Source organism: Bacillus silvicola (assembly GCF_050524305.1).
Lineage (GTDB): Bacteria > Bacillota > Bacilli > Bacillales > Bacillaceae_G > Bacillus_A > Bacillus_A cereus_AT.
The window spans coordinates 53,030-77,349 of the sequence record NZ_JBNGVC010000001.1; the positions used below are offsets into that span (position 1 = coordinate 53,030).

A 24,320-nucleotide genomic window follows, 5' to 3' on the forward strand; every position below is an offset into this window, starting at 1 on the left:
ACATCCCTCCTTTTTGCTGGAGGGATATTTTTGTTTATATATTTTAAAACTACTCATTATGCGTTTCATTTAATATAGCAATAATTTCATTGGCAGTATTCTTTCCATTTCCAATACAAGCTCCAATTCCTACACCGTAATAGGAAGCGCCTGCTAAATATACATTAGGATAAAGAGCAGCCAATTTTTCTTGTAATGATTGAACTGCTTGATTATGTTCTAAATGATATTTCGGCATTAAATCTTTCCAATTTGTAACTTCAATTACTTCTGGTTCACCTTTAATTCCAAGACTGTTTTCAATATCATATAAAGCAACTCGTACTAATTCTTCTTCGTTATAATTTTTAATCGTTTCATATACTGGATTTGTGCTCTTATAAAACATTCTTACTAACAGCTTTTGTTTACCCGATGTATGTTTCCACTTCCTGCTTGTCCATGTGCAAGCATCACAATGTAAATCACTGTTTTCCGTTACGATAAAACCTGTTCCGTCAGCCGGTAGTTGTTCATCTAGTATGTCAAAACCTAAGTAAATACTTATAAGCGATGAATTTTTAAATTTATTAAAATTCTCGTTTAACTCTTTAGACTGTAATAAAGTTTGTGCGATATCATGCGGAGCTGCTAAAACGACAGAATCAGCTTGTATTGTCTCATGATTTGCAAAAGAAATCTCATATTGATCACCTTTTTTACTTACAGCAGTCGTTACAACACCTTTTTTAATGACAGTCTCAGTCAGCACTTCTTCTAAGCGATTAATAATCGTAGATAGTCCACTTTTAAATGATACAAATTTTTTATTTCCTGCTGATTGAAATTGTTTTTTATTCTCTTCAAAACCTTTAATAATACTTCCATATTTATTTTTATAATCCACTAAATATGGTAATGTAGATGCCATAGTAAGCTCATTCAATTTACCAGAATATACACCTGAAAGTACAGGCGCAATTTGCCTTTCCACTAACTCTTTCCCTAAAAAGCTTTCTAAAAATACAGCAAGTGATGTATCCTTCGTAAACTCTTTATTTTTCGTAATAAAATCTTTTAAAGCAACGATTTTCCCTTTTTTTGAGACTAGTGTACTGCTAAATAATGATTCAACACTCATAGGAATCCCAAATATAGTGTCAGCAGGAATTGGATGTAATATGTTATCAGAGTATATGTAAGAAATACCTGTTTCGTTATATACCATTTCATTTTCTAAATTCAAATCTTTTACAAGTGGCAACACATGTTCATTACGAGCCACGATAGAATCTGCTCCAGATTCCATAATAAAATCATTTTCTTCCACACTGTGGATTTTACCACCTAAATACTCTTCTTTCTCAATAAGGATTAAATTTAAATCTATATTATAATCCTTCTTTAATTTTTCTAAGTAAAACATAGTAGAAAGTCCAGTAATACCTCCACCGATGACAACGACTGTTTTCATATTTGCTGCGCCCCTAACCGATACAATTAATAATTCCTTTATTATTATAACCAAAAATCATCATAGTCGACTAGCAGCTTGTGCATTCTGTAAGAAATTAGACAATATATATGAATACATTTTAGGTTGATCATTATGTACTAAATGACCTGCAAACGGAATAACAGCAATATGTATATTTTTGTTTAATTGTTTAAACGTTGTAGCAGCTGTAACTTCATCTTCTGAATCTCCCCCGACAATACACAGTGTAGGTATTTGAAGATTAACTACATCACCCGTTTCATGAAATGGGTACCAATCCTTAACTTGCCACGATTCGAACAATCCTTTCCAATCACTTTTTACATGAATTTGATTCATATAAGTTACAACTTCTTCATTTTCCATCAACTGTTGATGACACTTTGCTTCATACTCCTGAGACTCTTCCCAATTATCTCCCTTAACTGGAAAAACACCTGAAAAGGTTAATGTTCTCACTTTATCTGGATATTTTTTTGCAAATAATAAAGCGGCTAATCCCCCTAGTGAAACACCCGCTATGTGACAACTATTAATTCGCAAATGTTCTAGCGTATCATTTAAATCATCAGCAGAGCACAGAAAATAATTATCTAATGTACCTCCTGATTCTCCATGTCCTCTCAAATCAGGACGAATTACTTTATATTGTTTTTCTGTAAAAAATTTCACTTGTTCTTCAAACTCTACTAAACCCGTCATACCACCAGAATGTAGAAGCACAATTGGTTCCCCTTCGCCTGAAATATGCGTATGTAAAATCATTAATTACCCTCTTTCCAAATTGAATATTCCGTTTATTAACAGTATATCGAATATACTTTTGAATTTCCAAATAAAAAAGAACTATAACATATTCAAACCACGTCATAGTTCTTTCTATTTTAAAAACATAAACCAATTTATTAATTTGTCTATTTCTTGGCTGAGCTCTATTACTTTTTCATGCTGAAGTCCATAATTTGAAACTAGATTCAATAATTCTTCTTTTTTCACTTCAATTACTTTTTCTAGCTTTACTAATTCCATGTCGTTTTATTTCTCTCCAATAATAAAATGTATGTATTTTAGTATAGCCTACTTACATAATTAGTAAAAGTAAAATGCGCATGTAAAATCTTACAAATATAAAAATAATATACTATCAACAAAGAAATTTTAAATTTAGCCCCTTTATACAGATCATTCACTATATTACGTATTAATAACAAATCGGAATTTCTCTAATGTTATATCTTTATATTCCGGAGTTCTCTTTATATGATCAAAATAACTATATGAAAATTTGAAAATATGTCCAAAATCCCAATCGAATTTACTATAGTCTTTTAGCCAAAATTGATTTTCCGTTGGTAATACGTGAGCACGTTTAGATTCAATTAAAGGTAAATGATCTATAGGTGAATGTATATTTATTTCAATATTCAGCATAATCTTTTTACTAGCACGCAATACGTATACTAGTTTTAAAAGTGGACGTATTCCTCTTTGAAATATATCTTTATATCCTAAATCATACATTATATTAATTGCGTGGGAAAAAGTAAGCATATGGCCAATTAAATCATGATGTGATTCTGCTCTATAAATACTCTTAAACTCCGATAGTTCATTTAAAATAAACTTAGATAATTGTTTTGGATTTCTTAATTCACTTCGTATCTCATCTTTTATACTTAATTGTTTTACTTCCTTCGTCGTAAAACCAATCCACGATCTACCGGGAATTGTTTTTTGAAATGATAATATAAGGTCCGTTATCCCTTCTATTGCTTGATTATCGCCCCATTTTTGTAGTTCTTTCATAGCTAATAAACTTAATGCCGCATAAATAACATTATGCCCCGCCCAATGAAGTTCATCAATTGTATGTTCCAATGATTTTATTATCATTTTTTCGGCACTTTGAAAATCAATTTCTTCTTTACTATCGATGATTTCATCTAAGTTTTGCTTGTTCAGCATCATTTTTGTATGAGAATGCATATTGCGAGCTATCTCTTCCTCAATATTATTATCTTTCATGAAAAAATAACTAGCAATTGCAGCTGCCCCGTAATGTGCATGCCAAATATCATTTGTTTGTTTTTTGCATTGAGAAATAATTGAAAGGCCGCCTTTTAACACACTTTTATCTTCCATTTTCTATCCCCCATTATAAAACTCATTTTGTACTCATCCTAAAGATGGCGTTAATACAAATAAAATGTGATTCGATTCATTACTTTTATTCAAAAATCGATGCTTCACGTTTGGTGGGATACGTACAACATCACCTTCTTCTAAAAAATATTCTTTTCCTTCTAATTCCACATACACTTCCCCTTTCATGACAACCGCAATCTCTTCCTTTTCTTCATGTGAATAGTGACTTTCCGTTGTGCTTGCTTTTTTATTTAAATCCATCATCAACATTTCAATACGCGCTTTCATAAAATCCGGTGTTAATACATCATATACAATGTGATCATTATTTTCCCGATATACTTTTTTTCGATCTTTTTTCTTAGAAATGAGTGAATCTGTATCAATCTCATTAATAAAAAGTGTAAATAACGGTACATTTAATGCTTTCGCAATTAATTCTAATACACTTAAAGAAGGGTTCGCATATCCTCGTTCAATTTGACTAATTAGTGAAGTACTAATCCCTGCATAATCAGCAAATTCACGAATTGTCATCTTATTTTTCTTACGATAACTTAATACAGTTTGTCCGAGTCTATCATGTATCATAGTAAAAACTTCCTTTCGTCCATCATATTGCATGTTTCATTGCCTTTGTGCTGACATACTAAACAAAGGCAACTAATCCTTTCCTATCGTCTCAGGGTCTTATATACTTACCTTTGTACATTATATCTTATTAAGTTTATTATAATAAACATTCTATCGGAGGGACAGAATTTGAAATCACCTATTCTTTCATATTTCATCTTATTTTTCGGTGTATTCGCCTTATCAACTTCAGCAATTTTTGTAAAATTGGCAGATGCTCCTGCGGCGATTATCGCTTTTTATCGATTATTATTTGCTACAGTAATTCTGTTACCGTTATTACTATTTAATAAAAGGAATCGAAACGAACTAAAAACATTATCGAAAAAACAATGGGGATTCGGATTTCTATCCGGGCTATTTTTAGCTGCACATTATGTACTATGGTTTGAATCCTTACAATATACTTCCGTAGCAAGTTCTACAGTTATCGTAACGTTACAACCTTTATTTTCAATGATTGGTGGTTACTTTTTATTTAAAGAGAGATTTACGAAAGGAGCGGTTATCGGTTGCCTCATTGCCATTTCAGGAAGTATCGTCATTGGTTGGCAAGATTTCCAAATTAGTGGCGACGCTTTATACGGAGATATTTTAGCATTTATGGCGGCCGGAATTATTACAGCTTACTTTTTCATTAGTCAACACATTCGTAAAGATTTATCTCTTATACCATATTCGGTAATTAGTTATGGAAGTAGCTCATGCTTTCTCGGTATATTTGCTTATACGCAGCAACAATCTTTCATTCATTACGCTACACAAACTTGGTTGTCCTTTATTGGATTAGCTTTCATTGCAACGATTTTAGGACAAACGATATTCAATTGGTTATTAAAATGGATGAGCGCTACTGTTATTTCAATGAGTATTTTAGGTGAAACAATTGGTACTTGTGTTCTAGCCTATTTTATTTTGAGTGAAACCATTACTTTACAACAAGCACTAGGAATTTCAATTATTTTCATTGGATTAGCATTATTTTTATTACAACCGAAACTACCGAATCGCAAATAACAATAAAAAAAGCATGACATTGATGTGTCATGCTTTTACATATTAATTATGTACAATTAAACCACCAGGTCTAAAACGACTCATCATAATTTCATTTATAAACTTTCCGTGAGCCTTTAAATTCCCTACCTTTATCCCTTCTACTACAAACCCGAATTTTTCATATAGATCTTTTGCTTTCGGATTCGTTTCTAAAACGCCAAGTTCTACTCTCTCTAACATTAACCAATTATCAGCTAAATCAAGCATTTTTGTAAGAAGTGCTTTGCCAATACCTTTATTATGATATTCACTGTCTACCCCAATAAATAAATCGCCTGAATGAGATCTTCGTCCCGGACTTTGTGTTAAGCCAATAAAACCTACTACTTCCCCGTCATACTCTGCAACAAATTCAAATTGATTTGGTGCTAAGTTTCGAATTCTATTTTCCATAGCGTCTACACGCATGCTAGGTAAGAAAACCATATAAGGTAAAACCTCATCCTGTATACATATACGATGAATTGCTCTAGCATCTTGTATTTCTACTGCTCGTATGTTGATTCCCATATTCCTCCCCCTCCATATAAATAACAATATTATCATTCTAGAACCCTACATTAAATCCTTTCTTACCTGTATTTCTTTATGTTATTTTTACATAACTATTTCGGTATAACACTTAATTTCCAAACATCTTATCCTAACAACCCATATACCTTAAATCTTCACCTTATTATATAACTCAAGCAAATTCTCTATTGGAATACCATTTATCTTCATACCATTTACATCACAATTTACTATTTCAATATTTTTCAGGTTACTATTATGTATTGTACTACCTTCCAAATCACAGTTTTCAAATGAAAGAGGTTCCTTCTCATCTCCAAGACTTGTATTTTTGAATTGCACTCCACCTAATGTCACCAAATTAAATGTACTACTAGAAAGATTTAAATCTGCATATGAAGACCTTCTAAAGTTTATATTCCTAAACTTTGATTGACTTACATTACAATTACTCATATTCATATGCATTATATTACTACCAACAAATGCACTATTTTTTAAGTTCACTTGATAATATTCTGTATGAACCAAATTACAGTTTTCGTATTGACCATTTTTCATATCTTTATTTTTAATTAGGTTCTCTCCACCTGCATCTACTTTTTTTCTTTTTACATAGCAATACTCATCTTCAGATTTAAAAATGATTTCATAGCCCATTTTTTTATAAAAATAATGATTATTAATTTGTCTACTAGATGTTTCAAGATCCCAAATCCTTATGTTCGGAAATTTTTCTTCTATTAACTTCATAACCCGCGATCCAATTCCTTTTCCTTGAAGAAAAGGCTCTACAAAAATACGATCGATTCTTCCGTACGATTTACCAGAGATTGTAACTATAATTCCCCCGATTACTTTTTCATCCATTATCACTTTGTAAGTATCCAATTCTTCAATTGAATATTTCATCATTTCAACTGAAGAATATCCTGGCGGTTGAATGTTATAATCAATTACATCACCTTGGGCGTATAACCATCGCTTTGCTTCTTCATCAAATGTTCTTTTCATTATTTCTGTTAACTTTTCAGCATCTAAAATTGTAGCTTTTTCTATAGATATTATTGTCATTTTTGTTTTCCCCTCCATTGTTATAAACTGATAACTTTTGTGAACGATATAGTTTTTAATTTACTTTTGTCTTTAATATTTTTCCCATTATTACATATGGAGCATCACTTTTACTTGGGTGAAATGGCTCTAATACATCCACCCAATCCAATCTTTTATATAAAGAACGCGCTTTTTCATTGTTTATTTGTGTTGTTAAAATACTCGTTCTATTTGAAATCCCTTCTAATAATTCATTATGTAATTTCATTCCAAGACCTTCATTTCGATATTGTGGGTGAACTGCTAACTCTACAAATTCAAAACAATCTTGTAACCATTCGTCTGCTTGTTCTAGATTTAACGCTTCTCTCATTAATTGATTATAGTACTGTCCTTCTAATGAGCGATAACCATAAGTAAAACCAACTACCTCATTTTCATCATTTATTGCTACTATACCTTTAAAATCTGCATATTCTATATGTCTTTTCATTCTTTCAATCATTTCAGTAAAATTTGTTTTCTCAAATGCTTTACAATACAATTTTGCCATATTATTAATTAGGATTTCATCTTTTTCAATACGTATAAATTTCACTTTACCTTCCCCCTATTAAAACATTTGAATCCTTAAATAATTATAAAATAAAGAAAATTAAAACCACTCACTCTCTTTACTATTAAACTACAAATCAACCTATATTTTCCACTATTACTTAGTATGAATGAATAAAAAGAAAAGAACATGTAATATATGGAGTGACCCCTGTCAAGTAGACAGTATTCAAAAAACACAATTAAGCAACCTGAGTTCTATATTTATATGGACTCAGGTTATTTAGTTTCTTTTGGAACCTGTGGTGATTATAAAAGTATATATATTTGCGCACAGCAAACTTAACCTCATCAGCTGTGCGGAAAGAGTATAGGTGAAAACACTCTGACTTAAAGTGACTGAAGAAGCTTTCTATACAAGCATTGTCCCAACAGTTCCCCTTTCTGGACATACTAGCCTTCATCTGATATTTTTTGAGTAGTTGAGTATATTGACGAGATGTGTACTGGAACCCCTGATCACTATGCAGGAGAATCCCTTTCACGTTTCGTTTTTTTCTTGCCTTTTTAAGTGTGTCTAGTACTAGTTTCAGGTCATTTCTACGGCTAATTTCATAGGCAACAATTTCATTGTTGTATAGGTCTTTAATAGCGGATAAGTACAATCTCTGTCCATTGAAAATCAAATAGGTAATATCTGTTACCCATTTTTCGTTTGGTTTGGAAGCTTGAAAATCCCTGTTCAGATGGTTATCTGAAATCACGTAAGCCTCTTTCTTCCCGTAATAAGGTCGTTTTCTCCTAATAATGGCTTTGATACCTAGTTCACCCATCAACCTTTGTATACGTTTGTGATTAAAATGAAGGTTATAAGTAGCTTTCAGCCAAACTTGTACTCTCCTGTATCCATAAATCCCTTTAAGTTTTTTATGACACTCCAATACCTTCTTTTTTATTTCGGTATCCTCCAATTGTTTTTCAGAAGGCATCAACTGTCGCTTTATCCATTTGTAGTACCCACCTCTAGTTACTCCAGCGATATCACATAGAATGGTAACTGCATAACCTTTTTCTGATAGCCCTTTGATGGCTTCAAACTTCTTCGTTTTTGGTACAGATTCCACTCCTCCTTTTACATCCCTAAGAGCTTTTTTAACATTTCATTCTCCGCTTCTAATCGTTTCATTTTAGCTTCTGGATCTTCTGGATTGGTTTTTGGTCTACCTATACCTGGACCTTTCGTTTTACCACGTTTTTCTTCTAGTCCTTTGATACCTTCAGCTTCAAAGTGTTTCACCCAACGTCTTACTACCGAGTGATCAATTCCTAATTCTTTAGCAACCGTTTTGTATCCCATTCCTTCTTTCAAGTATAAATCTACTGCTTTTTTCTTAAATTCTATATCATAAGTTACTCTAATTTTGCCCATAGAAAAATCCCCTCCATAGTAAACAGATTAATGTGCTTTCTTTTTACTGTCTACTATAAGGGGATCATATCAATACATATGTTCTCTTCTTTTTATTTTAACGCTTATTCATTTTCAATTTTATATAATTAATAATTAGATATTACTTAAGGTTACAAGTATTAGCTAGCTCCTGTAAATCCTCTATAAATCGACTCGCATGATATCCATCACAAACCGCATGATGTACTTGCAATGAAACAGGTAGCATAACCCTGCTTCGATCATTGAAATATTTCCCACAAGTAATAATTGGTAATAAAAAATCACCATCATTATTAATATTTAAATTAAATCCTGTAAAACTAGTCCAAGGTATACTAGAAATCGGAAAAACATTTGGCGGAATATTTTCTTTCGTAAATAAACCATGAACATTAGCATAACATCTCATATCCTCTTCATAGTTTTTATAGAAAATGTGGAAATCGCTAGAATAATCCGTCCATATACTTGAAAAAGATTTATCATCTTTATGAAAGATTGTATAACTAGGTATCATTTCCTCCCAATACCCTAAAACTCCTTCATCATTAAAACATGTTCGAAATTCTTTATGTTTATTTATCACTCTAGAAATTATATAAATAAAAGTCGGATAAAATTTAATTTCCTTTTGATGTATTTCCTCTAGCATCATCGTAATATCAACATTCGCTGTCATACTAAACGAACACTTTAATTTTAAATAATGTTCAAAATACTGCTCTCTATTCCAATTTTCTCTGTCAATTACATGAAACTTCATTTTAATAGCCTCCTAAAATTTTATTTTTATTTTAGAAGGCTAACTTTCTTGCTTTCACCACACTTGTTCACTCCTTACAGCTTAAATTTAATACTAAACTTTTTATTTAACTATATAATATCTGCAGAAATCCGTTCACATATTTCTGGAAATCCATCCACATACTATTAATAATGTGAAACTTTGATCAGTGGGGCTTTTACGGGCAGCCCGACCCCCACCTAACTTCTTTGTTTTCGCCGAATTTTGAGGTGGAGGTCTTACTGCCCGTTAATGTGGGATAAATCAAATGACGTTTGGAGGATTCAAACATGAATGACAAAAATGTAAATAAAAAAGAAAATGTTATCGAAAACACTACATCTATTCAAAATAATAATACTGCAAATCTTAATATCGAAGAACAAGCAATGAACGGTTTATATGGAATGCCAGAAACCGCTATTGAAAATGCTGATCACGCTGCAACTGATGATTTAACTTCAAAAAATTAATTAACTACATGGAAAAAGCCAAGGAAAATATCCTTGGCTCTTCTATATTATATATCCAATTTTTGTACTTCTTCTCTCTTTTTAGAAAGTTTCCCTGGCCAAAAAGCAAAGCGGCCTAAAACAACTGTGATTGCTGGTACAAGTAATGGTCTTACAATAAATGTATCCAGTAATACACCAATTGCAGTTACAATACCAAATTGGACAAGAACTTGAATTGGAAGTGTGCCTAACACTGCAAAAGTCCCTGCTAAAATTAAACCTGCTGATGTAATGACACTTCCTGTTTGCATAACGCCATTTTTCACAGCTTCTACATGACTTTGATTCTTTCTATTTTTCCATATTTCTGAAACCATAAAGATATTATAATCTTCACCTAAAGCAACTAAAAATACGAATGCGTATAACGGTATCGCACCTTGTATTGCTGGAGCTCCCATACCAAAATGAAGTAATATCCATCCAGCTCCTAATGCAGAGAAGAATGATAAAACAACTGTTACTATTAAATAAATCATCGCTACAATTGATCGTAAGTAGACAAGTAATAGTAAAGCTATAATACTGATCATTACTGGAATAATAACTGCTTCATCACGTTCCGTAATTTGTTTTGTGTCATATAGTGACGCTGTTTCTTCACCAATCCACAATTGATCTTCAACATTATTAATCCCCGCATCTTTTAATACTTTTTCTACACTATTTTTCAATTTAGGGATTTGATCTAGCGCTGCAATAGAGTACGGATTTTCCGCTAAAGAAACTTCATACATTTGTATTTGTTTATTGTCTTTTCCCTCTTTTGGCTCTTTCACTGTATTTACAAAAGAAAATTTCTCAATTTCTTGTTTAATAGGAAGCTCTTTTCCTTTCGTATCAACAACAATTTTTACAGGTGCTAGTTCACCAGCCGAAAAATGATCACTAATCAACGTAAACCCTTCACGTGAAGGCATATCTTTTGGAAATGATTCTAATAGGTCATAAGTGTATTGAATGCGCGGTACGAATGAAGCTAATCCACCTAATACAAATACGGTTAACATTATAATTGTCCACGGTCTTCGTACTACAATATCTCCAAGTTTTTTACTAAATAGGCCTTTTGATTTTTTGATTTTTACTACTTTCTTTTTCCTTCTTGCAAACTCTTCATTCATCGAAGTTGTTCTCGGTATAAACGGGAAAAATGCAACTCTGCCAAAAATTAATAAAAATGCCGGAAGAATTGTTAAAGCAGCAATCCCCATTATGAATACAGCAACACTAAATGGTACTGCAAATCGATGAAAGGCACCATACTGAGCAAGTAATAATGTTCCTAATCCAAGTACAACAGTTAAGGCACTCATTATAATTGCCCCGCCAGATGCTTTAATCGCAAGTTGCAGCGCTTTATATTTACTTTCTTCTTCTAACAAGTACTCTCTATATCTCGAAATTAAAAATAAACAATAGTCCGTTCCAGCACCAAACAATAATACTGTCATGATTGATATCGCTTGGGCATCTACTTTAATCCATCCGTGATCGGCTAAAAAACCAAGTGTAGGACTAATAATACCGTATGCAAATCCCACAACAAGTAAAGGTAAAATTGCTAAAATTGGTGAACGATACAATAAAATTAATAAACCTAATACGAGTAATACGGTAGCAACTAATAATTTCACATCTGCTTGACTAAATAAACTAACTGCATCTGTTTGAATACCTACAGGTCCAGATAATCGAGCATGTAAACCAGAATCACTTATCTTTTGTTTGAATGGATCTTCGTCCACTTTACTATTCACTATTTTTCGTAACTCTTCTAAATTACCTTTTAATATATCCGTTCCAGCAGATTTATTAAAGAATACCGGTGTAACAAATGATGTACCATCCTTTGATGCGCTTTTTGATAATACTTGCTCTGGAATTGTATCAAATGGTGGTAATGTTGATTGTTCTTTTAAAGGACTGGCCTTTAATTCCTTATAAACGTCTTGTATGAGTTTATAATCCTTTGACTGTAATCCACCATCTCTATGCCATACTACTAACAATGGATTTCCTGCATTATTAGGAAATTCTTTTTTCATAAGTGCTTCAGCTTGCTGTGACATAGCTGTTTCAGGTAAATTTTTCGGATTCGGCTCTTTCTTACTATTTACTTGTGGTAACGTAAATGAAAGTACTAATGTAATAAGAATCCATACCGATAATGTTATCCATTGCGTATTCTTCCCTGCTACAAGCTTCCCTAACATATGTAACGGGTGCTTTTTCATAAAAACCCACCTTCCTTTTTTCCTCCAATATTAATTATATATACTGGTCGGTTAATTAATCAAGAATGATTAAAAATTATGTTATAATTATCTCAATCATAAATGTCAGGAGCGAATGTATTTGGAACAAAAACAACGTCCTCTCGGAAGGCCTCGTCAAAATAAAAATACAAAATCTACAAAAGAAATCATTTTAGAAGTTGCAACTAGGCTATTTCTCACTCAAAATTATCAAGTTGTTTCGATGGATGAGGTCGCGAAAGAATGTGGTGTTACAAAAGCAACCGTCTATTATTACTATTCAACAAAAGCGGATTTATTTACGGCTACTATGATTCAAATGATGGTACGAATAAGAGAAAATATGGATCAAATCCTCTCTACAAATAAGAATTTGGAAGAAAGATTATTGGACTTTGCTACAGTATACTTACACGCAACGATGGATATTGATATGAAGAACTTTATGAAAGATGCAAAACTATCGTTATCTGCAGAGCAATTAAAGGAACTGAAAAATGCCGAAGATAACATGTATGAAGTATTGGAAAAATCAATTGCTAATGCGATGCATATTGGAGAAATACCTAAAGGGAATCCAAAATTTGCTGCCCATGCTTTCGTAACTTTATTATCAATGGGGAATTTTACAGATGAGAATCGTAATTCTATTCTTGCTAGTATAGATGAATTAGCACAAGAAATTGTTTCTTTTTATTGGAACGGGTTAGGTCATTCATATTAAATAAATTTCCTTTAATAAAAGAGCATGTTTGAATTTTTCTCAAACATGCTCTTTTATTATTTATTAAGAGTTCTATTTATAAAATAGTAATTAAATTATTTTTTAACATCGTTTAATGTGTTTTGTCATCCCAATCGAGAATGCTTCAAATCCTTTAGATTCATAGTAAGATTGCAATTTTTCTACACACATAAGTTGGGGAATAACCTTGTTGTGTTCACAATGCTGGATTAATCGTTTCACTATTTCTTTCCCGATGCCACTAGACTGATATTTTGGCAATACACCAACTCCACAAATAATGCCTGTTATTACTCCATCTGATATGACACGCCCCATCCCTACTAACCTCTTATCATCAAACACATAAATTGCATACCAACTTTGTTTACACATTCGTTCTAAATCGTTAACCGTTAATTTAAGAGCATTCCATCCTAAAGATTCATATAACGCTAATAATCCATTGAAGTCTGTTGGGTGTTCAATTGTGTAGCTTATACTATTATTCATGTGAATACTCCTTATTCTCTCGTTTGTTTATATTTCGTAAAATTACCCTTAATATGAAGTTAACTTAAACAAACTTCCATAAGAACAATATAATTCCTTCTCAACATAAAATAAAAAGAAGTTAACCTCATCACAGTTAACTTCCTCTGTATAAAACTATCATTATATTATCAACCAAAAATCATACAGCTACATACGATAAGAACGAACAAAACTAATAAACTATTTGAGAAATAACCCATAGAATACTACCGATACGATAAACTTAACTAAACCTATACAATTCAATCAAATTTACACAAGTTAGTGCTTCATCGTGTTCTCGCAGCCCCAAAGGGACGAGGGGTATAACACTCCACACGAGGCAGTATCGTTACCTCCTATTATCAAGCATTTATTTTACCCATCTTGATAAATTTATCGCAGCATTTACATCCCTATCGTGATGACTATTGCATGGAACACAACACCACTCACGTATTTTTAAACTCCACTGTCCTTCTGGTTGAACTGAATGGTCGTATTTTACGCCGCAACATGAACAAATCTTGCTTGAGGCGAACCATTTATCAGCTTGTACATACTCAATGCCATGCTTCTCGCACTTGTATGATAAACATTGAAAGAAGAAGTTTAATTTTTGAAATGAAGATGCTTTCGATAGTTTTTTGTTTTTTAACAGGTTTGAGATAGATAAGTCTTCCACAACAATCCTCATTGGTTTGGTTTTCACCAATTTAGCTGTTGCTTGATGGATATGGTTATTTCGGATATTCATAATTTTCCTAGATAACCGCAGGTGCTCAGTTTTAGCTTTTTCATATCCGGCAGATTGAATTTTTACACCTTTTCTAAATCTCCTAGACATATCTCTTTGTGCTAACTTTTTCCTTTTCAAAAGTTTTTTAACCTTGGCATCTTTGTTTATATTTCGTTCTTTCATACCATTAGAAGCTACAAAAAGCTCTTTTAAACCAACATCCACACCAATCGACTCATTGGTTAGTTCTTGTGATTCAAAGTTTTCTTTGAATCCTACACTAATCCACCAGTGACGACCGTCAAATGTAACTCTTGGATTTGATGTTTTTTTGTTTCTTGGTAGTTGTTGGCTTGTTTTCACTTCTCCAATAGACTGAATATGAACTACTTTCTTTCCTATAATCAGTCTTTCATAATTGGCATAAAATCCTTGAATTAAATCTTTTTTGGATTTATAAGAAGTGTGATAACCATTTTTGTACTTTTCGAACGAATGTTTCCTCGCCTTGTCAAAATCTTTTGAAGCCTGTTTTGGAACTTGTGCATTGATGTCATTTAACCACTTATATCTCTTTCGCTTCTTGATCTTTGTAAATCTTTTCTGTAAAGCTAACTGTGAAACAGATTTTCCAAATAGCTTATAATATCTATCACTCATTCTTTTACAATAGTTATAAGCGAATCTTGCAGCTCCAGCATGGTTTCTAAGCACTTTTTCTTGTTCAGGCGTTGGAATCAGTCTGACTTTCTTCGCCAATATCATCAGAATTTAACTCCTTTAATGAAAGATTTGTTCTTCTGAATAGTAGCGTGTTCCACCAGCATTCTCCTAAGACTACTCGGATGCAAACCTGTTAATTCTGATACTTGACTAACTCGTGAAAATTTCATTATTATTCTCACCTCATTGAACCTAACATAGCACGTATGTTCGATATTTTCAATAAAGTTTGATAGATTCAATAAAATTTATCTTGTTCAACTAAGGGCGCAATTCCTTAGCCAGTTCTCTTATGAACTTCTCATATTTTCATATGAGCGCAGACTATATGTTTATCTCTTTAGAGACAGAGGATTTTTCCACCACCATAGGCTTGTGATGTACTCTCGTCAGTTATACGAGATAGTCGTTGAACGTTCATCTTATCCATTTTGACTTAGATGATTCGAGGCGGAAGACCCATTGTTCTAGTGTTTAGGATTTAACCTTGCACCATCTGATTGATTTTTTCTGCTTTCGCAACATTCACGCTCACCATTTCTAGCCACGTTGTAGTTCAATCAGCTTTAGGGATTGCCCGCAGTTAACCCTCACTACTAGCCAATCACTTGACTAGCAGGGCTTACTGATATATTTAATTAACTTTCGTTATAATTGGTTAAATAAATCGTAACAGTTAGTTACCCCTTTATTAAATTATGTAATAGATTTTATCATAAAATGATTTACAACATAATAACTGAAAAAGACATTATATTCATTAGTTATATACGTTTAGTAATATTTTATTTTCGATCATATTCTCCTTTCCTAAAACAACTACTCAAACACATCCACTTCAGTCCACATAAATTCAAAAACGACAAATTAGTAAATAAAAATTTACCATATTAAATTCAATTAATTGATTTATAGTTAAATTAGTAATAAAATAATGACTAAATTCATAAAGAAAGAAAAATACGCTAAACAAAAAAATATAATAAGCCGCCCACATGGACAGCTTATTATATTTTTTTGTTATCGAAAGTTAATCTCCTTAATCTGAGAATTCCTTAAATAATACTTCTAATTCTTTATCATTATGATATTTACCATCACTAATAAACTTTTCTATTTCAACTGTACAATCTTTCTTACATTCTATTTACCATCTTTGACCTGGAACATTTACTTCCACCATGATGCTGCCTCTTCTAATTTTGCTTATACGATAAAATATATTTCGTTCCTCTTGTTCATTTAGAAAATGATTTAATTCTTTAATACTAGCCAATTTTCTACCTCGCTTTTTGCTTATTTACATAAAATTCGAAAGCGGAAGTTAATCAACGAGGGTTTAATCTCAATATTTTCTTGATTTAATGATAATAGAAGATGGTCTCCGTTTTTCATTTATTAATTCTGGCATTTTTTCTAATCCTGTTGGAGTTGACTCTGGCTCAATAATTTTCTCAATTACAAAACCGTTGTCTATAAGAGTATTAATTAATGTTGAAATTGTTCTGTGATATTTAACAACACCATCTATCCACCAATGTTCCTCCCTTTTTCCTTCTTCCTGGTAATTATCTAATGCCCAATGCAATCTGTTTCCATTATTATCCTTAAACCAATTATTCATTTCCTTTCGAGCTGTTACTATTGGATGTTCTGTTGAAAAGATAAATTCACCATCATTTTTTAACAGATCTCTTATTTTCTTAATTAGATGTGAGTAATCTTCTATGTAATGTATAACTAAAGAACTTGTTATTAAGTCGAATTTTTGATTTGGCAAATTAAGTTCTTCTATTGGTACACACATATAATCTATTTTTTCGTTTTTGTTATACATTTCAGCTTGTTCAATCATATTTCTTGAGATGTCCACTCCTATAACTTTCGAGGCACCATTTTCTACACAGTACATAGAAAAATGACCAGTTCCACATCCCAAATCTAATACAGACTTATCTGTAAGATTAGCAATTATAGATTTAATTGCTGGCTGTTCAACAAAATCATTAAAGGTAAATCCATTTTCACGTAATGACTTATAATTTTTAAAGAAAAACGGATTATCATAAATGTTTTGTTTCATTATATACCTCCTATAATACAATCTATATTTTTTATATTCTAGGGGGCATCCAAAAATTCCTATATTAACCAAAATACACTTCAACTAACCTGCTATTTAGTTGAATAAGGAACAGTGTATATCCTATACTTGTTAGGTTGACATAACGTCTCATTATCGGTAGCAAGAGAAAGGAGACACCCTACACTCACCAGCGAAGCACCTTTTTTGTTCTATGGATCTATGCGTTTTTTATACATTCCTATACTGATGCCGTTTTAATGTTATTTTTTGTTATTGGATTCATCAAAAAACTGTATAAAATTTCGTATGCTCTTAGCGTGAGGATTTTCCGAAATGCTAGCGATTCCCCTATCGTTCCAAAAACTCAATAATCGTTTCACATACTTTATCCGTCTCCTCTATATCTGGGAAATGCGCACTATTTTCAAATATAACAAGTTTACTATTTTTCAATTGTCTCGTTATTCTATTACTCATTCCTACACCCGTGTTATAGTCATGCCCCCCGACTAAGACACACGTATCAATTTCTAAATCTTTAATGCGCTCAATAAGCGGTAAAGGTGATTTTGTTTCAAAAATAACTTTACTCATCTTTCCTGTATTACTTAACTTACTTTCCTCCCAAAGACTGCGATTTAACTTTGCAAATTCTTCATTTTTAAACAATAGACGATCTATAGTTGCTGTATCAACTATATTCCAAACTTGATTATATTTTTCTTTTAACGCAATTTCCGACTTACTTATTTTCGATATTTGTTCTTTCATTTCCCCTTTCGTTATTTGTAGAAAACCTTCTATCTGCACAGTATACATATCATTAAAATCATCTAACAATGGTGCTTGTAATACCATTGTTGCAACCTTTTTCGGATATTTCAAAGCATACTCTAAACAGAGTTGTCCACCAAAAGAGTAGCCTAACAAATTTACCTTCTCTACATTTAATTTCTTTCTTAATTCCTCTAAATCTTCCACTAGAGTATTGATTGAGTACTCACCGTCATCTTGTGGTGCCTCACTTCGTCCACATCCTCTTTGTTCGTAATAAACTACAGAGATATTTCCTTCTAACCTCAACCCAAGTGTTCTTTCGAATACATAATGATTACCACCTGGACCACCATGTACAATAATAAGAGGAACTGTATTATGAGCTGTCCCTGCAACTTTACACCAATGCAAAATCCCATTGATTTTCAAATAATGTACACCATCTTGCAACATTAACTGAATCATTTATCTCTCTCCTTATCGCTCACTTATTACTATCTAAATGTATAAGTTCTGACCATTAACACTTTTTCCCTTTATATTCTTTAAACACTATCCTTATTTATATGAATATCTTTTTTATTCGAAAATAGATTTTTAAAAATTCCTACCCCGACAATTAATAGGCCTATGCCAACTAATTTATTTATTTGTAATGGAATGCTCTCCATTCCAAATAATCCGAATGAATCAATACACAAAGCAACGACCAATTGGGTAATAAGGCTAATTAACACCGTATACGCTGGACCTAAACTCTTTATTGCGCCCATTATACAAATAATTAGTCCAATGCCAAACAATCCACTTATATAAAATAAATAATTTGCAGTATAAAAATTAATGATAATACTTTTCTCTGTAATGATATAAAATATAACAGAACTTATGAGACCTATTCCAAGAACACATGTAGTTGTTAACCACTGTCCTACATTTTCATTCACTTTCGTGTTAAAAACAGATTGTAAGCTAATTAATATTCCAGCTAATATGGCTAAACTAAATCCAATCAAAATCTTCCTCTCCCTTTCATTACTCATATATATTATCTTTAGCAACTTCCTTCATTCCAAAAAAATCTTTAATTACAATAACTCCATTTTTCTTTTCAATTAATTTTTCTTTATAAAATTTTTGTAACACCCGAATTACGTGCCTATAACTTACTCCTATAAAATCCGCAATACTTGATACCGATGTTGCATCCAAATCCTCTTTATACATATTCCCGTTACTATCTGTTGAAATTGAAAGTAAATAACTAGCTACACGTACTTCTACAGGATAAAGTAAATTAAGAGCTGTAAAACGGGTCGATATTTTTAACGTGTTCGCAATATTTTCAAGTAGGAAGTTCATAAATATAGGATCATGTAATAACTTGTTTCTAATAACCGTATTAGAAATGGAGATAGCTACAACATCTGAACAAGCTTCAACGACATTATGCGTCTTACTTTTTTGTATTAATTCAATATCGCCAACAACTGCCAATGGATTAATAAAACGAAGGATGAGTTTCTTTCCTTCTGGTGTAATCGTGTAAACTTTTACTTTACCTTTAACAACGAAATACAAACGATCCATTTCATCATCTATATTGCAAATAAGCTTGCTTTTTCAAAATGATTTACTTGAAAATAATCAGTACTTATTCCTGAAAAAATTTCAAGCATATTATAAGCTTTCAAATATTGAATAATTAATTCTGATCTATTCTCCACTTTCATTTCCTCCTTTCATTTACATATTAAATACAGCAATACCTATAATCATTACTATTGTTCCCACAATGTGATATCTCTCCATTTGTATCTTTTTTATATGAAATAATCCTTTCATTTCAATAAAGGTTGCTGTTAACAATTGAGCAACCATAAGTGTTCCAGCTGTTAATGTAACTCCCATTGAATATATCGCCATAGTTTCTGCACAAATAATCAAACCACCGAATGCACCGGCTGCTAAATATACTTTTTTCACACCCTTTAAATCCGTTACTTTCTCTTCTTTCTTTACCAAAAATACAGTAGTTGCAATAAGAAACCCAATTAAATGCGTTATAATACTCGTTGACCATATGCCGATATGTGAACTAAGTTTCGCATTAAAGGTTCCTTGAAGTGTTATAAATAGACCAGCAAAAATAGCAAATACAATGCCCTTCAAAAAATCATCTCCTAATTTTCTATTTCTGACTTAATTAAAAGCTATAATCCTACAAAGGCAAAAGGACAAATGTCACATTACTATGAAAATAACTGGGAATGAATAAGAAAAAACACACCTCAAAATATTTGAGATGTGTTTTTATAATTTTATCGATATATAATGTTTTATAAATAATAACTACGCTATATTAACAGGTTTATTCTTCATAACAAACTTTGCAAATAAGAAACGTACTAACGGTCCCATAATGATTATTTGTAGTGGATACGCCATCATGAAGTTTTTAATAAAAATTGAAAAGTAAATAGAAATAAATGAGTCACCATGTAGCCCGTTATGTAAATACATCATAGCCATACCAAAAAATGACATAAAGAACACCATTCCAATTACCATTGCTGTCGCCATCGCAAGTATAATATTTATTTTCTTCGATTTATCAAATGGTTACGCGAATACAATTTTTTTCGCACAAGGTCCAACGATACATATTTCAATTAATAGTGCAATCATAAATCCAATTAGTAATTCTAATGCGATCTCCTTAATATGAATTGGCCCTCCTGCTCCATTCATTAATACATTGTAAAACGTCATTGCGATAACCATCCCGAGGCACATCATCATACCAAATTGGAGGTTTTCCTTTCTTGTTGTTGGCAATTTTCATCATCCCTTCTCTTTGAGTCTTTGTCATTATATCGATATTGAAAACCTCTTCGTAAGTGAACAATTTGTGAACGTTTTTAAAGCGGTTACGTGTATTCCTTCCGCTTTATAACTTTTTACTGACAAAGGTTTTATATATTGTGATGTTGAATTACTAAATTTAACATTACTATATTCGATAATTACTACTAGGAGGATACCCATGAATGAATCAGAATTTTACGCATATCACATCGTTACAAGGAAAGAAATGAAAATTGGACAAATCATTCAATTTGATAAAAATCAAACTAATACTCTATATCGCTTCTTTTTTGAAAGAGACCAATTAAATTCTAACGGTGAAGATGGCATAAAAATTTTAATCAATCATTATAATAATGACGGATTACATATAAATAATGAAAATGCTAAATTAGTTATGAATTATATAGATCAAACAATTAGAGCGGTTAGAGAAACGATTGTAGAAATGGTTAGGTTGCAAGAATATACTGCATACCCGTCAAGATTATCTTGCTTATATGCTGCCAAAAGCTATGAAGATGCTTTGAAATGGAAAACGCTATTTGATTCTTACAATCGAGAAGTTTTGCAGATTGTTAAACTACGAGTGATTGGATGTTTTTTTGAAGGTGACGGGAATCTTTTACCGAAAGAAGATGGTATTCCTTTCTCTCAAAAAATTGAACAAGCTAGAGAATATTGGAAAGGAAACGTTAGAAATGAACTTCCTGAGCTATTGATTAATGGGAAAATTGAGGTAGTTGAAATTATTGATGATTTTTCCTCACTTCATAATTAATTCCTTACTAAACCATATAGGATGGAGGTTACAATGAAGAAAAAAGTATACTTCAATCATGATGGTGGTGTAGATGATCTAATTTCACTATTTTTATTACTCCAGATGGATAATGTCGAACTTACAGGTGTTTCAGTTATCCCTGCAGATTGTTATTTAGAACCCGCAATGTCTGCAAGTCGTAAAATTATTGATCGCTTCGGCAAAGGTAATATTGGAGTAGCAGCGTCAAACTCTCGTGGGAAAAATCCATTTCCGAAAGACTGGCGGATGCATGCATTTTATGTAGATGCTTTACCAATTTTAAATGAGTCTGGAAAAGTTGTAACACCCATGGCGGCAAAGCCTGCACATCACCATTTAATAGAAACGCTTCTACAAACGGAAGGAAAAACAACTTTATTATTTACCGGGCCACTAACTGACCTTGCCCGTGCATTATATGAGGCTCCCATAATTGAAGATAAAATTGAACGTCTCGTTTGGATGGGCGGTACATTTCGTACTGCAGGCAATGTACATGAGCCGGAACATGACGGAACAGCCGAATGGAATTCATTTTGGGATCCCGAAGCAGTAGCTCGTGTTTGGAATGCTAATATAATCATTGATTTAGTAACTCTAGAAAGTACAAACCAAGTTCCGTTAACAATAGACATACGTGAACAGTGGGCAAAAGAGCGTAAATATATTGGTGTTGATTTCCTTGGTCAATGCTATGCGATGGTCCCTCCTCTCGTTCACTTCTCAACTAACTCTACTTACTATTTGTGGGATGTATTAACTGCTGCTTTTGTTGGGAAAGCTGATCTTGCAAAGATACAAACGATTAAAAGTATTGTTCATACATACGGACCTAGCCAAGGGCGTACAGTGGAAACTGATGATGGGCGACCTGTAAATGTCGTTTACGATGTAAAACGTGACGTATTCTTTGAATATATTACTAAATTAGCTAAAAAAGCTGCTACTTGAAACCTCAATTACACGAAAAAATTTATTAAGAATGATATACTTTAATTAATATAGCATGGGGTGATAATGTGGATTATGAGTTACTAAAAGAAAGAATAGAAATTATTACTTCTAGAATTAAAGAACTAGGCGGTGAGGTTCAGGAAGTTTGTATAGATGAACCATCTACTCTTGAACAAGTAATTCTAGTAGAAGAAACACTAGGTATTAAATTACCTAATAGCTTCAAAAAAGTACTTTTAGAGTTCTCTGGGAATTTTAGTTTACGCTGGTTTTTATCTGACGATATGCAGATACCAAATGAATTTAGTGAAATTTTTTGTGGAACACCCCACTGGAGTTTAGAAAACCTTTTTGAGTTTGAAAAAGAACGAAAAGATTGGATTGACACAGCTTTTCCAAATCCTGAAGATGAATATGATGTAGTTTGGCATAACAAATTAGCATTTTGTGAAGTGGGAAATGGAGATTATTTAGCATTTGATATGAAAGATGATATAGATGCTCCAATAATTTATCTAAGTCACGACGATGGAGAAGGTCATGGATATAAGATTGCGAATAATTTCATTGAATTTATTGATAATTGGTCAAGAGTAGCTTTTGTAGGATGTGAGGATTGGCAGTGGTTACCTTTCACTACCAGTTTTGAAAGTGGTATAACTCCAGATGATGAGCCAGCCAAAAAATTTAGAAATTGGTTGGAACTTAATATTTAATTTTAAAAAGAGTATTGAATTAAATTTCAATACTCTTTTTGTGCAGTTTAATGCTATTTGATTAGAGTTGTGTTTTACAAATTATCCATCTCGTAACCATTGACAAAATACGTTATTGTTTCTAGCTCATCTTCATTTAATTCTCTATCTAGGTCTTGTTTATACGCTGCCTTTATCTTCTCTTCATCACCTTTATGGGCTTCTGTATAAGTTCCTACTGTTTTTAGCAAATGAATTTCTTGTAAAAATTCAACCCGATCTATAGCTGCTCCATGAGAAAGAATATAAGTTTCAGCATCAAATTCCTCTAACTCTTCTATTAATTTAAACGTTCGTTTCGTCGTATAGTTCCACTTCGAAGAAAAAATATCTGCATATATACAGTCTCCTAAAAATAAAATCTTTTCTTCTTTAACGTACATAACAATGGAATCATGTGAATGATCTCCGCCCACATGCTTTAACACACATGTCACTTCACCAAGGTCTAATTCAAGTTGATCCTGGAACGTTAAGGTCGGAGGAATAATTTTAATATTTCTTGGTTTTTCACTGAACTCTTTTTTGATACATTCCGCACAAAATTCAATTTCTGTACCTTCTTTTACTCTTACGTCCAACGCGTCATCTGTCCATTCATATGAAACTAGTGTCTGCATCTCTTTTTTCGTTTCAGAATGTGCAATAGATACTGCATTTTGTAATACAGGCAATCCAAAAATATGATCCCAATGCCAATGCGTTAATGCTATGAAATCAGGATTTGATACATTCTGTTCTTTTAGCATTTCTAAAAACAATTGTGCATGTTCTTCTGAATTTCCTGCATCAATCATTAAAGTTTTTTCTTTTCCAACGACCATTCCTAATATTGGTCTATCTGTTTCAGAAACAGGTGTCATATACCAAAATGAGTTTCCTACTTTTTTAATTTGCTGCATAATTA

At 32.2% G+C, this 24,320-nt stretch carries 25 protein-coding genes and 2 pseudogenes; 6 read left to right on the forward strand and 21 right to left on the reverse strand.

What is annotated here, in order from left to right; translation table 11 throughout:
- Window positions 1-49: 49 nt before the first annotated feature.
- The 5 genes from ACP6L7_RS00290 to ACP6L7_RS00310 form a co-directional block, all read right to left on the reverse strand.
- Complete coding sequence (locus tag ACP6L7_RS00290; protein WP_097831132.1) at window positions 50-1,453, reverse strand: protoporphyrinogen oxidase; 1,404 nt, start codon at window positions 1,451-1,453, stop codon at window positions 50-52.
- A gap of 60 nt (window positions 1,454-1,513) precedes the next feature.
- The gene (locus tag ACP6L7_RS00295) at window positions 1,514-2,242 is read right to left on the reverse strand and encodes an alpha/beta fold hydrolase (protein WP_097831133.1); all 729 of its coding nucleotides are present in this window, start codon (window positions 2,240-2,242) and stop codon (window positions 1,514-1,516) included.
- Window positions 2,243-2,356: 114 nt separating this feature from the next.
- The gene (locus ACP6L7_RS00300) at window positions 2,357-2,506 is read right to left on the reverse strand and encodes an aspartyl-phosphate phosphatase Spo0E family protein (protein ID WP_097831134.1); all 150 of its coding nucleotides are present in this window, start codon (window positions 2,504-2,506) and stop codon (window positions 2,357-2,359) included.
- Between the two features lie 165 nt (window positions 2,507-2,671).
- Window positions 2,672-3,619 (reverse strand): hypothetical protein, encoded by a 948-nt coding sequence (locus ACP6L7_RS00305; protein WP_097831135.1) that lies wholly within the window; start codon window positions 3,617-3,619, stop codon window positions 2,672-2,674.
- A 33-nt stretch (window positions 3,620-3,652) separates the two neighbouring features.
- Window positions 3,653-4,246: a helix-turn-helix domain-containing protein gene (locus ACP6L7_RS00310; RefSeq protein WP_306475217.1), complete on the reverse strand. Its 594-nt coding sequence runs from the start codon at window positions 4,244-4,246 to the stop codon at window positions 3,653-3,655.
- A 138-nt stretch (window positions 4,247-4,384) separates the two neighbouring features.
- On the opposite strand from ACP6L7_RS00310, the gene ACP6L7_RS00315 reads away from it, so the two are divergent.
- Window positions 4,385-5,272: a DMT family transporter gene (locus tag ACP6L7_RS00315; protein ID WP_097831137.1), complete on the forward strand. Its 888-nt coding sequence runs from the start codon at window positions 4,385-4,387 to the stop codon at window positions 5,270-5,272.
- 42 nt (window positions 5,273-5,314) lie between these two features.
- Here ACP6L7_RS00315 and ACP6L7_RS00320 read toward each other — a convergent pair whose 3' ends face one another.
- From ACP6L7_RS00320 to catA, 6 genes are all read right to left on the reverse strand, one after another.
- Window positions 5,315-5,824, reverse strand: coding sequence for a GNAT family N-acetyltransferase (locus tag ACP6L7_RS00320; RefSeq protein ID WP_097831138.1), 510 nt, complete (start codon window positions 5,822-5,824; stop codon window positions 5,315-5,317).
- 150 nt (window positions 5,825-5,974) lie between these two features.
- Entirely contained in the window at window positions 5,975-6,919 is a 945-nt protein-coding gene (locus tag ACP6L7_RS00325) for a GNAT family N-acetyltransferase (RefSeq protein ID WP_141536790.1), read from the reverse strand.
- Window positions 6,920-6,956: 37 nt separating this feature from the next.
- Entirely contained in the window at window positions 6,957-7,481 is a 525-nt protein-coding gene (locus tag ACP6L7_RS00330) for a GNAT family N-acetyltransferase (RefSeq protein WP_002141727.1), read from the reverse strand.
- A 199-nt stretch (window positions 7,482-7,680) separates the two neighbouring features.
- Complete coding sequence (locus ACP6L7_RS00335) at window positions 7,681-8,562, reverse strand: IS3 family transposase (RefSeq protein WP_430528867.1); 882 nt, start codon at window positions 8,560-8,562, stop codon at window positions 7,681-7,683.
- An 8-nt stretch (window positions 8,563-8,570) separates the two neighbouring features.
- Window positions 8,571-8,867 (reverse strand): transposase, encoded by a 297-nt coding sequence (locus ACP6L7_RS00340; protein ID WP_000516528.1) that lies wholly within the window; start codon window positions 8,865-8,867, stop codon window positions 8,571-8,573.
- Between the two features lie 142 nt (window positions 8,868-9,009).
- A complete protein-coding gene (catA, locus tag ACP6L7_RS00345; RefSeq protein WP_097831140.1) occupies window positions 9,010-9,654 on the reverse strand; it encodes a type A chloramphenicol O-acetyltransferase in 645 nt (214 codons plus the stop codon).
- 311 nt (window positions 9,655-9,965) lie between these two features.
- Between catA and ACP6L7_RS00350 the strand changes: the two genes are divergently transcribed.
- Window positions 9,966-10,148 (forward strand): DUF4021 domain-containing protein, encoded by a 183-nt coding sequence (locus tag ACP6L7_RS00350; protein ID WP_097831141.1) that lies wholly within the window; start codon window positions 9,966-9,968, stop codon window positions 10,146-10,148.
- Window positions 10,149-10,195: 47 nt separating this feature from the next.
- Here ACP6L7_RS00350 and ACP6L7_RS00355 read toward each other — a convergent pair whose 3' ends face one another.
- The gene (locus ACP6L7_RS00355) at window positions 10,196-12,427 is read right to left on the reverse strand and encodes an MMPL family transporter (protein ID WP_430528868.1); all 2,232 of its coding nucleotides are present in this window, start codon (window positions 12,425-12,427) and stop codon (window positions 10,196-10,198) included.
- Between the two features lie 121 nt (window positions 12,428-12,548).
- Here ACP6L7_RS00355 and ACP6L7_RS00360 point away from each other — a divergent pair, with 121 nt between their 5' ends.
- Window positions 12,549-13,172: a TetR/AcrR family transcriptional regulator gene (locus tag ACP6L7_RS00360; RefSeq protein WP_141533486.1), complete on the forward strand. Its 624-nt coding sequence runs from the start codon at window positions 12,549-12,551 to the stop codon at window positions 13,170-13,172.
- A 102-nt stretch (window positions 13,173-13,274) separates the two neighbouring features.
- Here ACP6L7_RS00360 and ACP6L7_RS00365 read toward each other — a convergent pair whose 3' ends face one another.
- From ACP6L7_RS00365 to ACP6L7_RS00400, 8 genes and pseudogenes are all read right to left on the reverse strand, one after another.
- Window positions 13,275-13,685: a GNAT family N-acetyltransferase gene (locus ACP6L7_RS00365; protein ID WP_097831144.1), complete on the reverse strand. Its 411-nt coding sequence runs from the start codon at window positions 13,683-13,685 to the stop codon at window positions 13,275-13,277.
- A 394-nt stretch (window positions 13,686-14,079) separates the two neighbouring features.
- A complete protein-coding gene (locus ACP6L7_RS00370; RefSeq protein ID WP_097831145.1) occupies window positions 14,080-15,210 on the reverse strand; it encodes an RNA-guided endonuclease InsQ/TnpB family protein in 1,131 nt (376 codons plus the stop codon).
- Between the two features lie 1,303 nt (window positions 15,211-16,513).
- Window positions 16,514-17,251 carry a class I SAM-dependent methyltransferase gene (locus tag ACP6L7_RS00375; RefSeq protein WP_000812398.1) on the reverse strand — a complete coding sequence of 246 codons (738 nt, stop codon included), beginning with the start codon at window positions 17,249-17,251 and terminating at the stop codon, window positions 16,514-16,516.
- A gap of 351 nt (window positions 17,252-17,602) precedes the next feature.
- Window positions 17,603-18,496, reverse strand: a complete 894-nt coding sequence (locus ACP6L7_RS00380) for an alpha/beta fold hydrolase (protein ID WP_097831146.1) — start codon at window positions 18,494-18,496, stop codon at window positions 17,603-17,605.
- A gap of 80 nt (window positions 18,497-18,576) precedes the next feature.
- Window positions 18,577-19,047: a DMT family transporter gene (locus ACP6L7_RS00385; protein WP_097831147.1), complete on the reverse strand. Its 471-nt coding sequence runs from the start codon at window positions 19,045-19,047 to the stop codon at window positions 18,577-18,579.
- Between the two features lie 19 nt (window positions 19,048-19,066).
- Window positions 19,067-19,758, reverse strand: a pseudogene (locus ACP6L7_RS00390) (Crp/Fnr family transcriptional regulator).
- A 19-nt stretch (window positions 19,759-19,777) separates the two neighbouring features.
- Window positions 19,778-20,203, reverse strand: a complete 426-nt coding sequence (locus ACP6L7_RS00395; RefSeq protein WP_097831149.1) for a DMT family transporter — start codon at window positions 20,201-20,203, stop codon at window positions 19,778-19,780.
- 180 nt (window positions 20,204-20,383) lie between these two features.
- A pseudogene (locus ACP6L7_RS00400) lies at window positions 20,384-20,869 on the reverse strand (DUF2798 domain-containing protein).
- A 208-nt stretch (window positions 20,870-21,077) separates the two neighbouring features.
- Here ACP6L7_RS00400 and ACP6L7_RS00405 point away from each other — a divergent pair.
- The 3 genes from ACP6L7_RS00405 to ACP6L7_RS00415 all read left to right on the forward strand — a co-directional run bounded on the left by ACP6L7_RS00405 (window position 21,078) and on the right by ACP6L7_RS00415 (window position 23,374).
- Window positions 21,078-21,680 carry a DUF2441 domain-containing protein gene (locus ACP6L7_RS00405; RefSeq protein ID WP_097831150.1) on the forward strand — a complete coding sequence of 201 codons (603 nt, stop codon included), beginning with the start codon at window positions 21,078-21,080 and terminating at the stop codon, window positions 21,678-21,680.
- A gap of 33 nt (window positions 21,681-21,713) precedes the next feature.
- Complete coding sequence (locus ACP6L7_RS00410) at window positions 21,714-22,655, forward strand: nucleoside hydrolase (protein WP_097831151.1); 942 nt, start codon at window positions 21,714-21,716, stop codon at window positions 22,653-22,655.
- Between the two features lie 68 nt (window positions 22,656-22,723).
- Window positions 22,724-23,374 carry an SMI1/KNR4 family protein gene (locus ACP6L7_RS00415; protein ID WP_097831152.1) on the forward strand — a complete coding sequence of 217 codons (651 nt, stop codon included), beginning with the start codon at window positions 22,724-22,726 and terminating at the stop codon, window positions 23,372-23,374.
- A 74-nt stretch (window positions 23,375-23,448) separates the two neighbouring features.
- Here the strand turns inward: ACP6L7_RS00415 and ACP6L7_RS00420 are convergent, their stop codons facing one another.
- Window positions 23,449-24,315 carry an MBL fold metallo-hydrolase gene (locus ACP6L7_RS00420; RefSeq protein ID WP_097831153.1) on the reverse strand — a complete coding sequence of 289 codons (867 nt, stop codon included), beginning with the start codon at window positions 24,313-24,315 and terminating at the stop codon, window positions 23,449-23,451.
- Between the last annotated feature and the right edge of the window lie 5 nt (window positions 24,316-24,320).

What these genes read in the sequence shown, in the direction of transcription:
- ACP6L7_RS00380 (WP_097831146.1), bottom strand. Translation starts at nt 18,496, where the DNA reads ATGATTCAGTTAATGTTGCAAGATGGTGTACATTATTTGAAAATCAAT.
- ACP6L7_RS00420 (WP_097831153.1), bottom strand. Translation starts at nt 24,315, where the DNA reads ATGCAGCAAATTAAAAAAGTAGGAAACTCATTTTGGTATATGACACCT.
- ACP6L7_RS00375 (WP_000812398.1), bottom strand. Translation starts at nt 17,251, where the DNA reads ATGAAACAAAACATTTATGATAATCCGTTTTTCTTTAAAAATTATAAG.
- ACP6L7_RS00320 (WP_097831138.1), bottom strand. Translation starts at nt 5,824, where the DNA reads ATGGGAATCAACATACGAGCAGTAGAAATACAAGATGCTAGAGCAATT.
- ACP6L7_RS00340 (WP_000516528.1), bottom strand. Translation starts at nt 8,867, where the DNA reads ATGGGCAAAATTAGAGTAACTTATGATATAGAATTTAAGAAAAAAGCA.
- ACP6L7_RS00405 (WP_097831150.1), top strand. Translation starts at nt 21,078, where the DNA reads ATGAATGAATCAGAATTTTACGCATATCACATCGTTACAAGGAAAGAA.
- ACP6L7_RS00325 (WP_141536790.1), bottom strand. Translation starts at nt 6,919, where the DNA reads ATGGAGGGGAAAACAAAAATGACAATAATATCTATAGAAAAAGCTACA.
- ACP6L7_RS00310 (WP_306475217.1), bottom strand. Translation starts at nt 4,246, where the DNA reads ATGCAATATGATGGACGAAAGGAAGTTTTTACTATGATACATGATAGA.
- ACP6L7_RS00350 (WP_097831141.1), top strand. Translation starts at nt 9,966, where the DNA reads ATGAATGACAAAAATGTAAATAAAAAAGAAAATGTTATCGAAAACACT.
- ACP6L7_RS00365 (WP_097831144.1), bottom strand. Translation starts at nt 13,685, where the DNA reads ATGAATAATAGTATAAGCTACACAATTGAACACCCAACAGACTTCAAT.
- ACP6L7_RS00355 (WP_430528868.1), bottom strand. Translation starts at nt 12,427, where the DNA reads ATGAAAAAGCACCCGTTACATATGTTAGGGAAGCTTGTAGCAGGGAAG.
- ACP6L7_RS00305 (WP_097831135.1), bottom strand. Translation starts at nt 3,619, where the DNA reads ATGGAAGATAAAAGTGTGTTAAAAGGCGGCCTTTCAATTATTTCTCAA.
- ACP6L7_RS00370 (WP_097831145.1), bottom strand. Translation starts at nt 15,210, where the DNA reads ATGATATTGGCGAAGAAAGTCAGACTGATTCCAACGCCTGAACAAGAA.
- ACP6L7_RS00290 (WP_097831132.1), bottom strand. Translation starts at nt 1,453, where the DNA reads ATGAAAACAGTCGTTGTCATCGGTGGAGGTATTACTGGACTTTCTACT.
- ACP6L7_RS00300 (WP_097831134.1), bottom strand. Translation starts at nt 2,506, where the DNA reads ATGGAATTAGTAAAGCTAGAAAAAGTAATTGAAGTGAAAAAAGAAGAA.
- ACP6L7_RS00295 (WP_097831133.1), bottom strand. Translation starts at nt 2,242, where the DNA reads ATGATTTTACATACGCATATTTCAGGCGAAGGGGAACCAATTGTGCTT.
- catA (WP_097831140.1), bottom strand. Translation starts at nt 9,654, where the DNA reads ATGAAGTTTCATGTAATTGACAGAGAAAATTGGAATAGAGAGCAGTAT.
- ACP6L7_RS00410 (WP_097831151.1), top strand. Translation starts at nt 21,714, where the DNA reads ATGAAGAAAAAAGTATACTTCAATCATGATGGTGGTGTAGATGATCTA.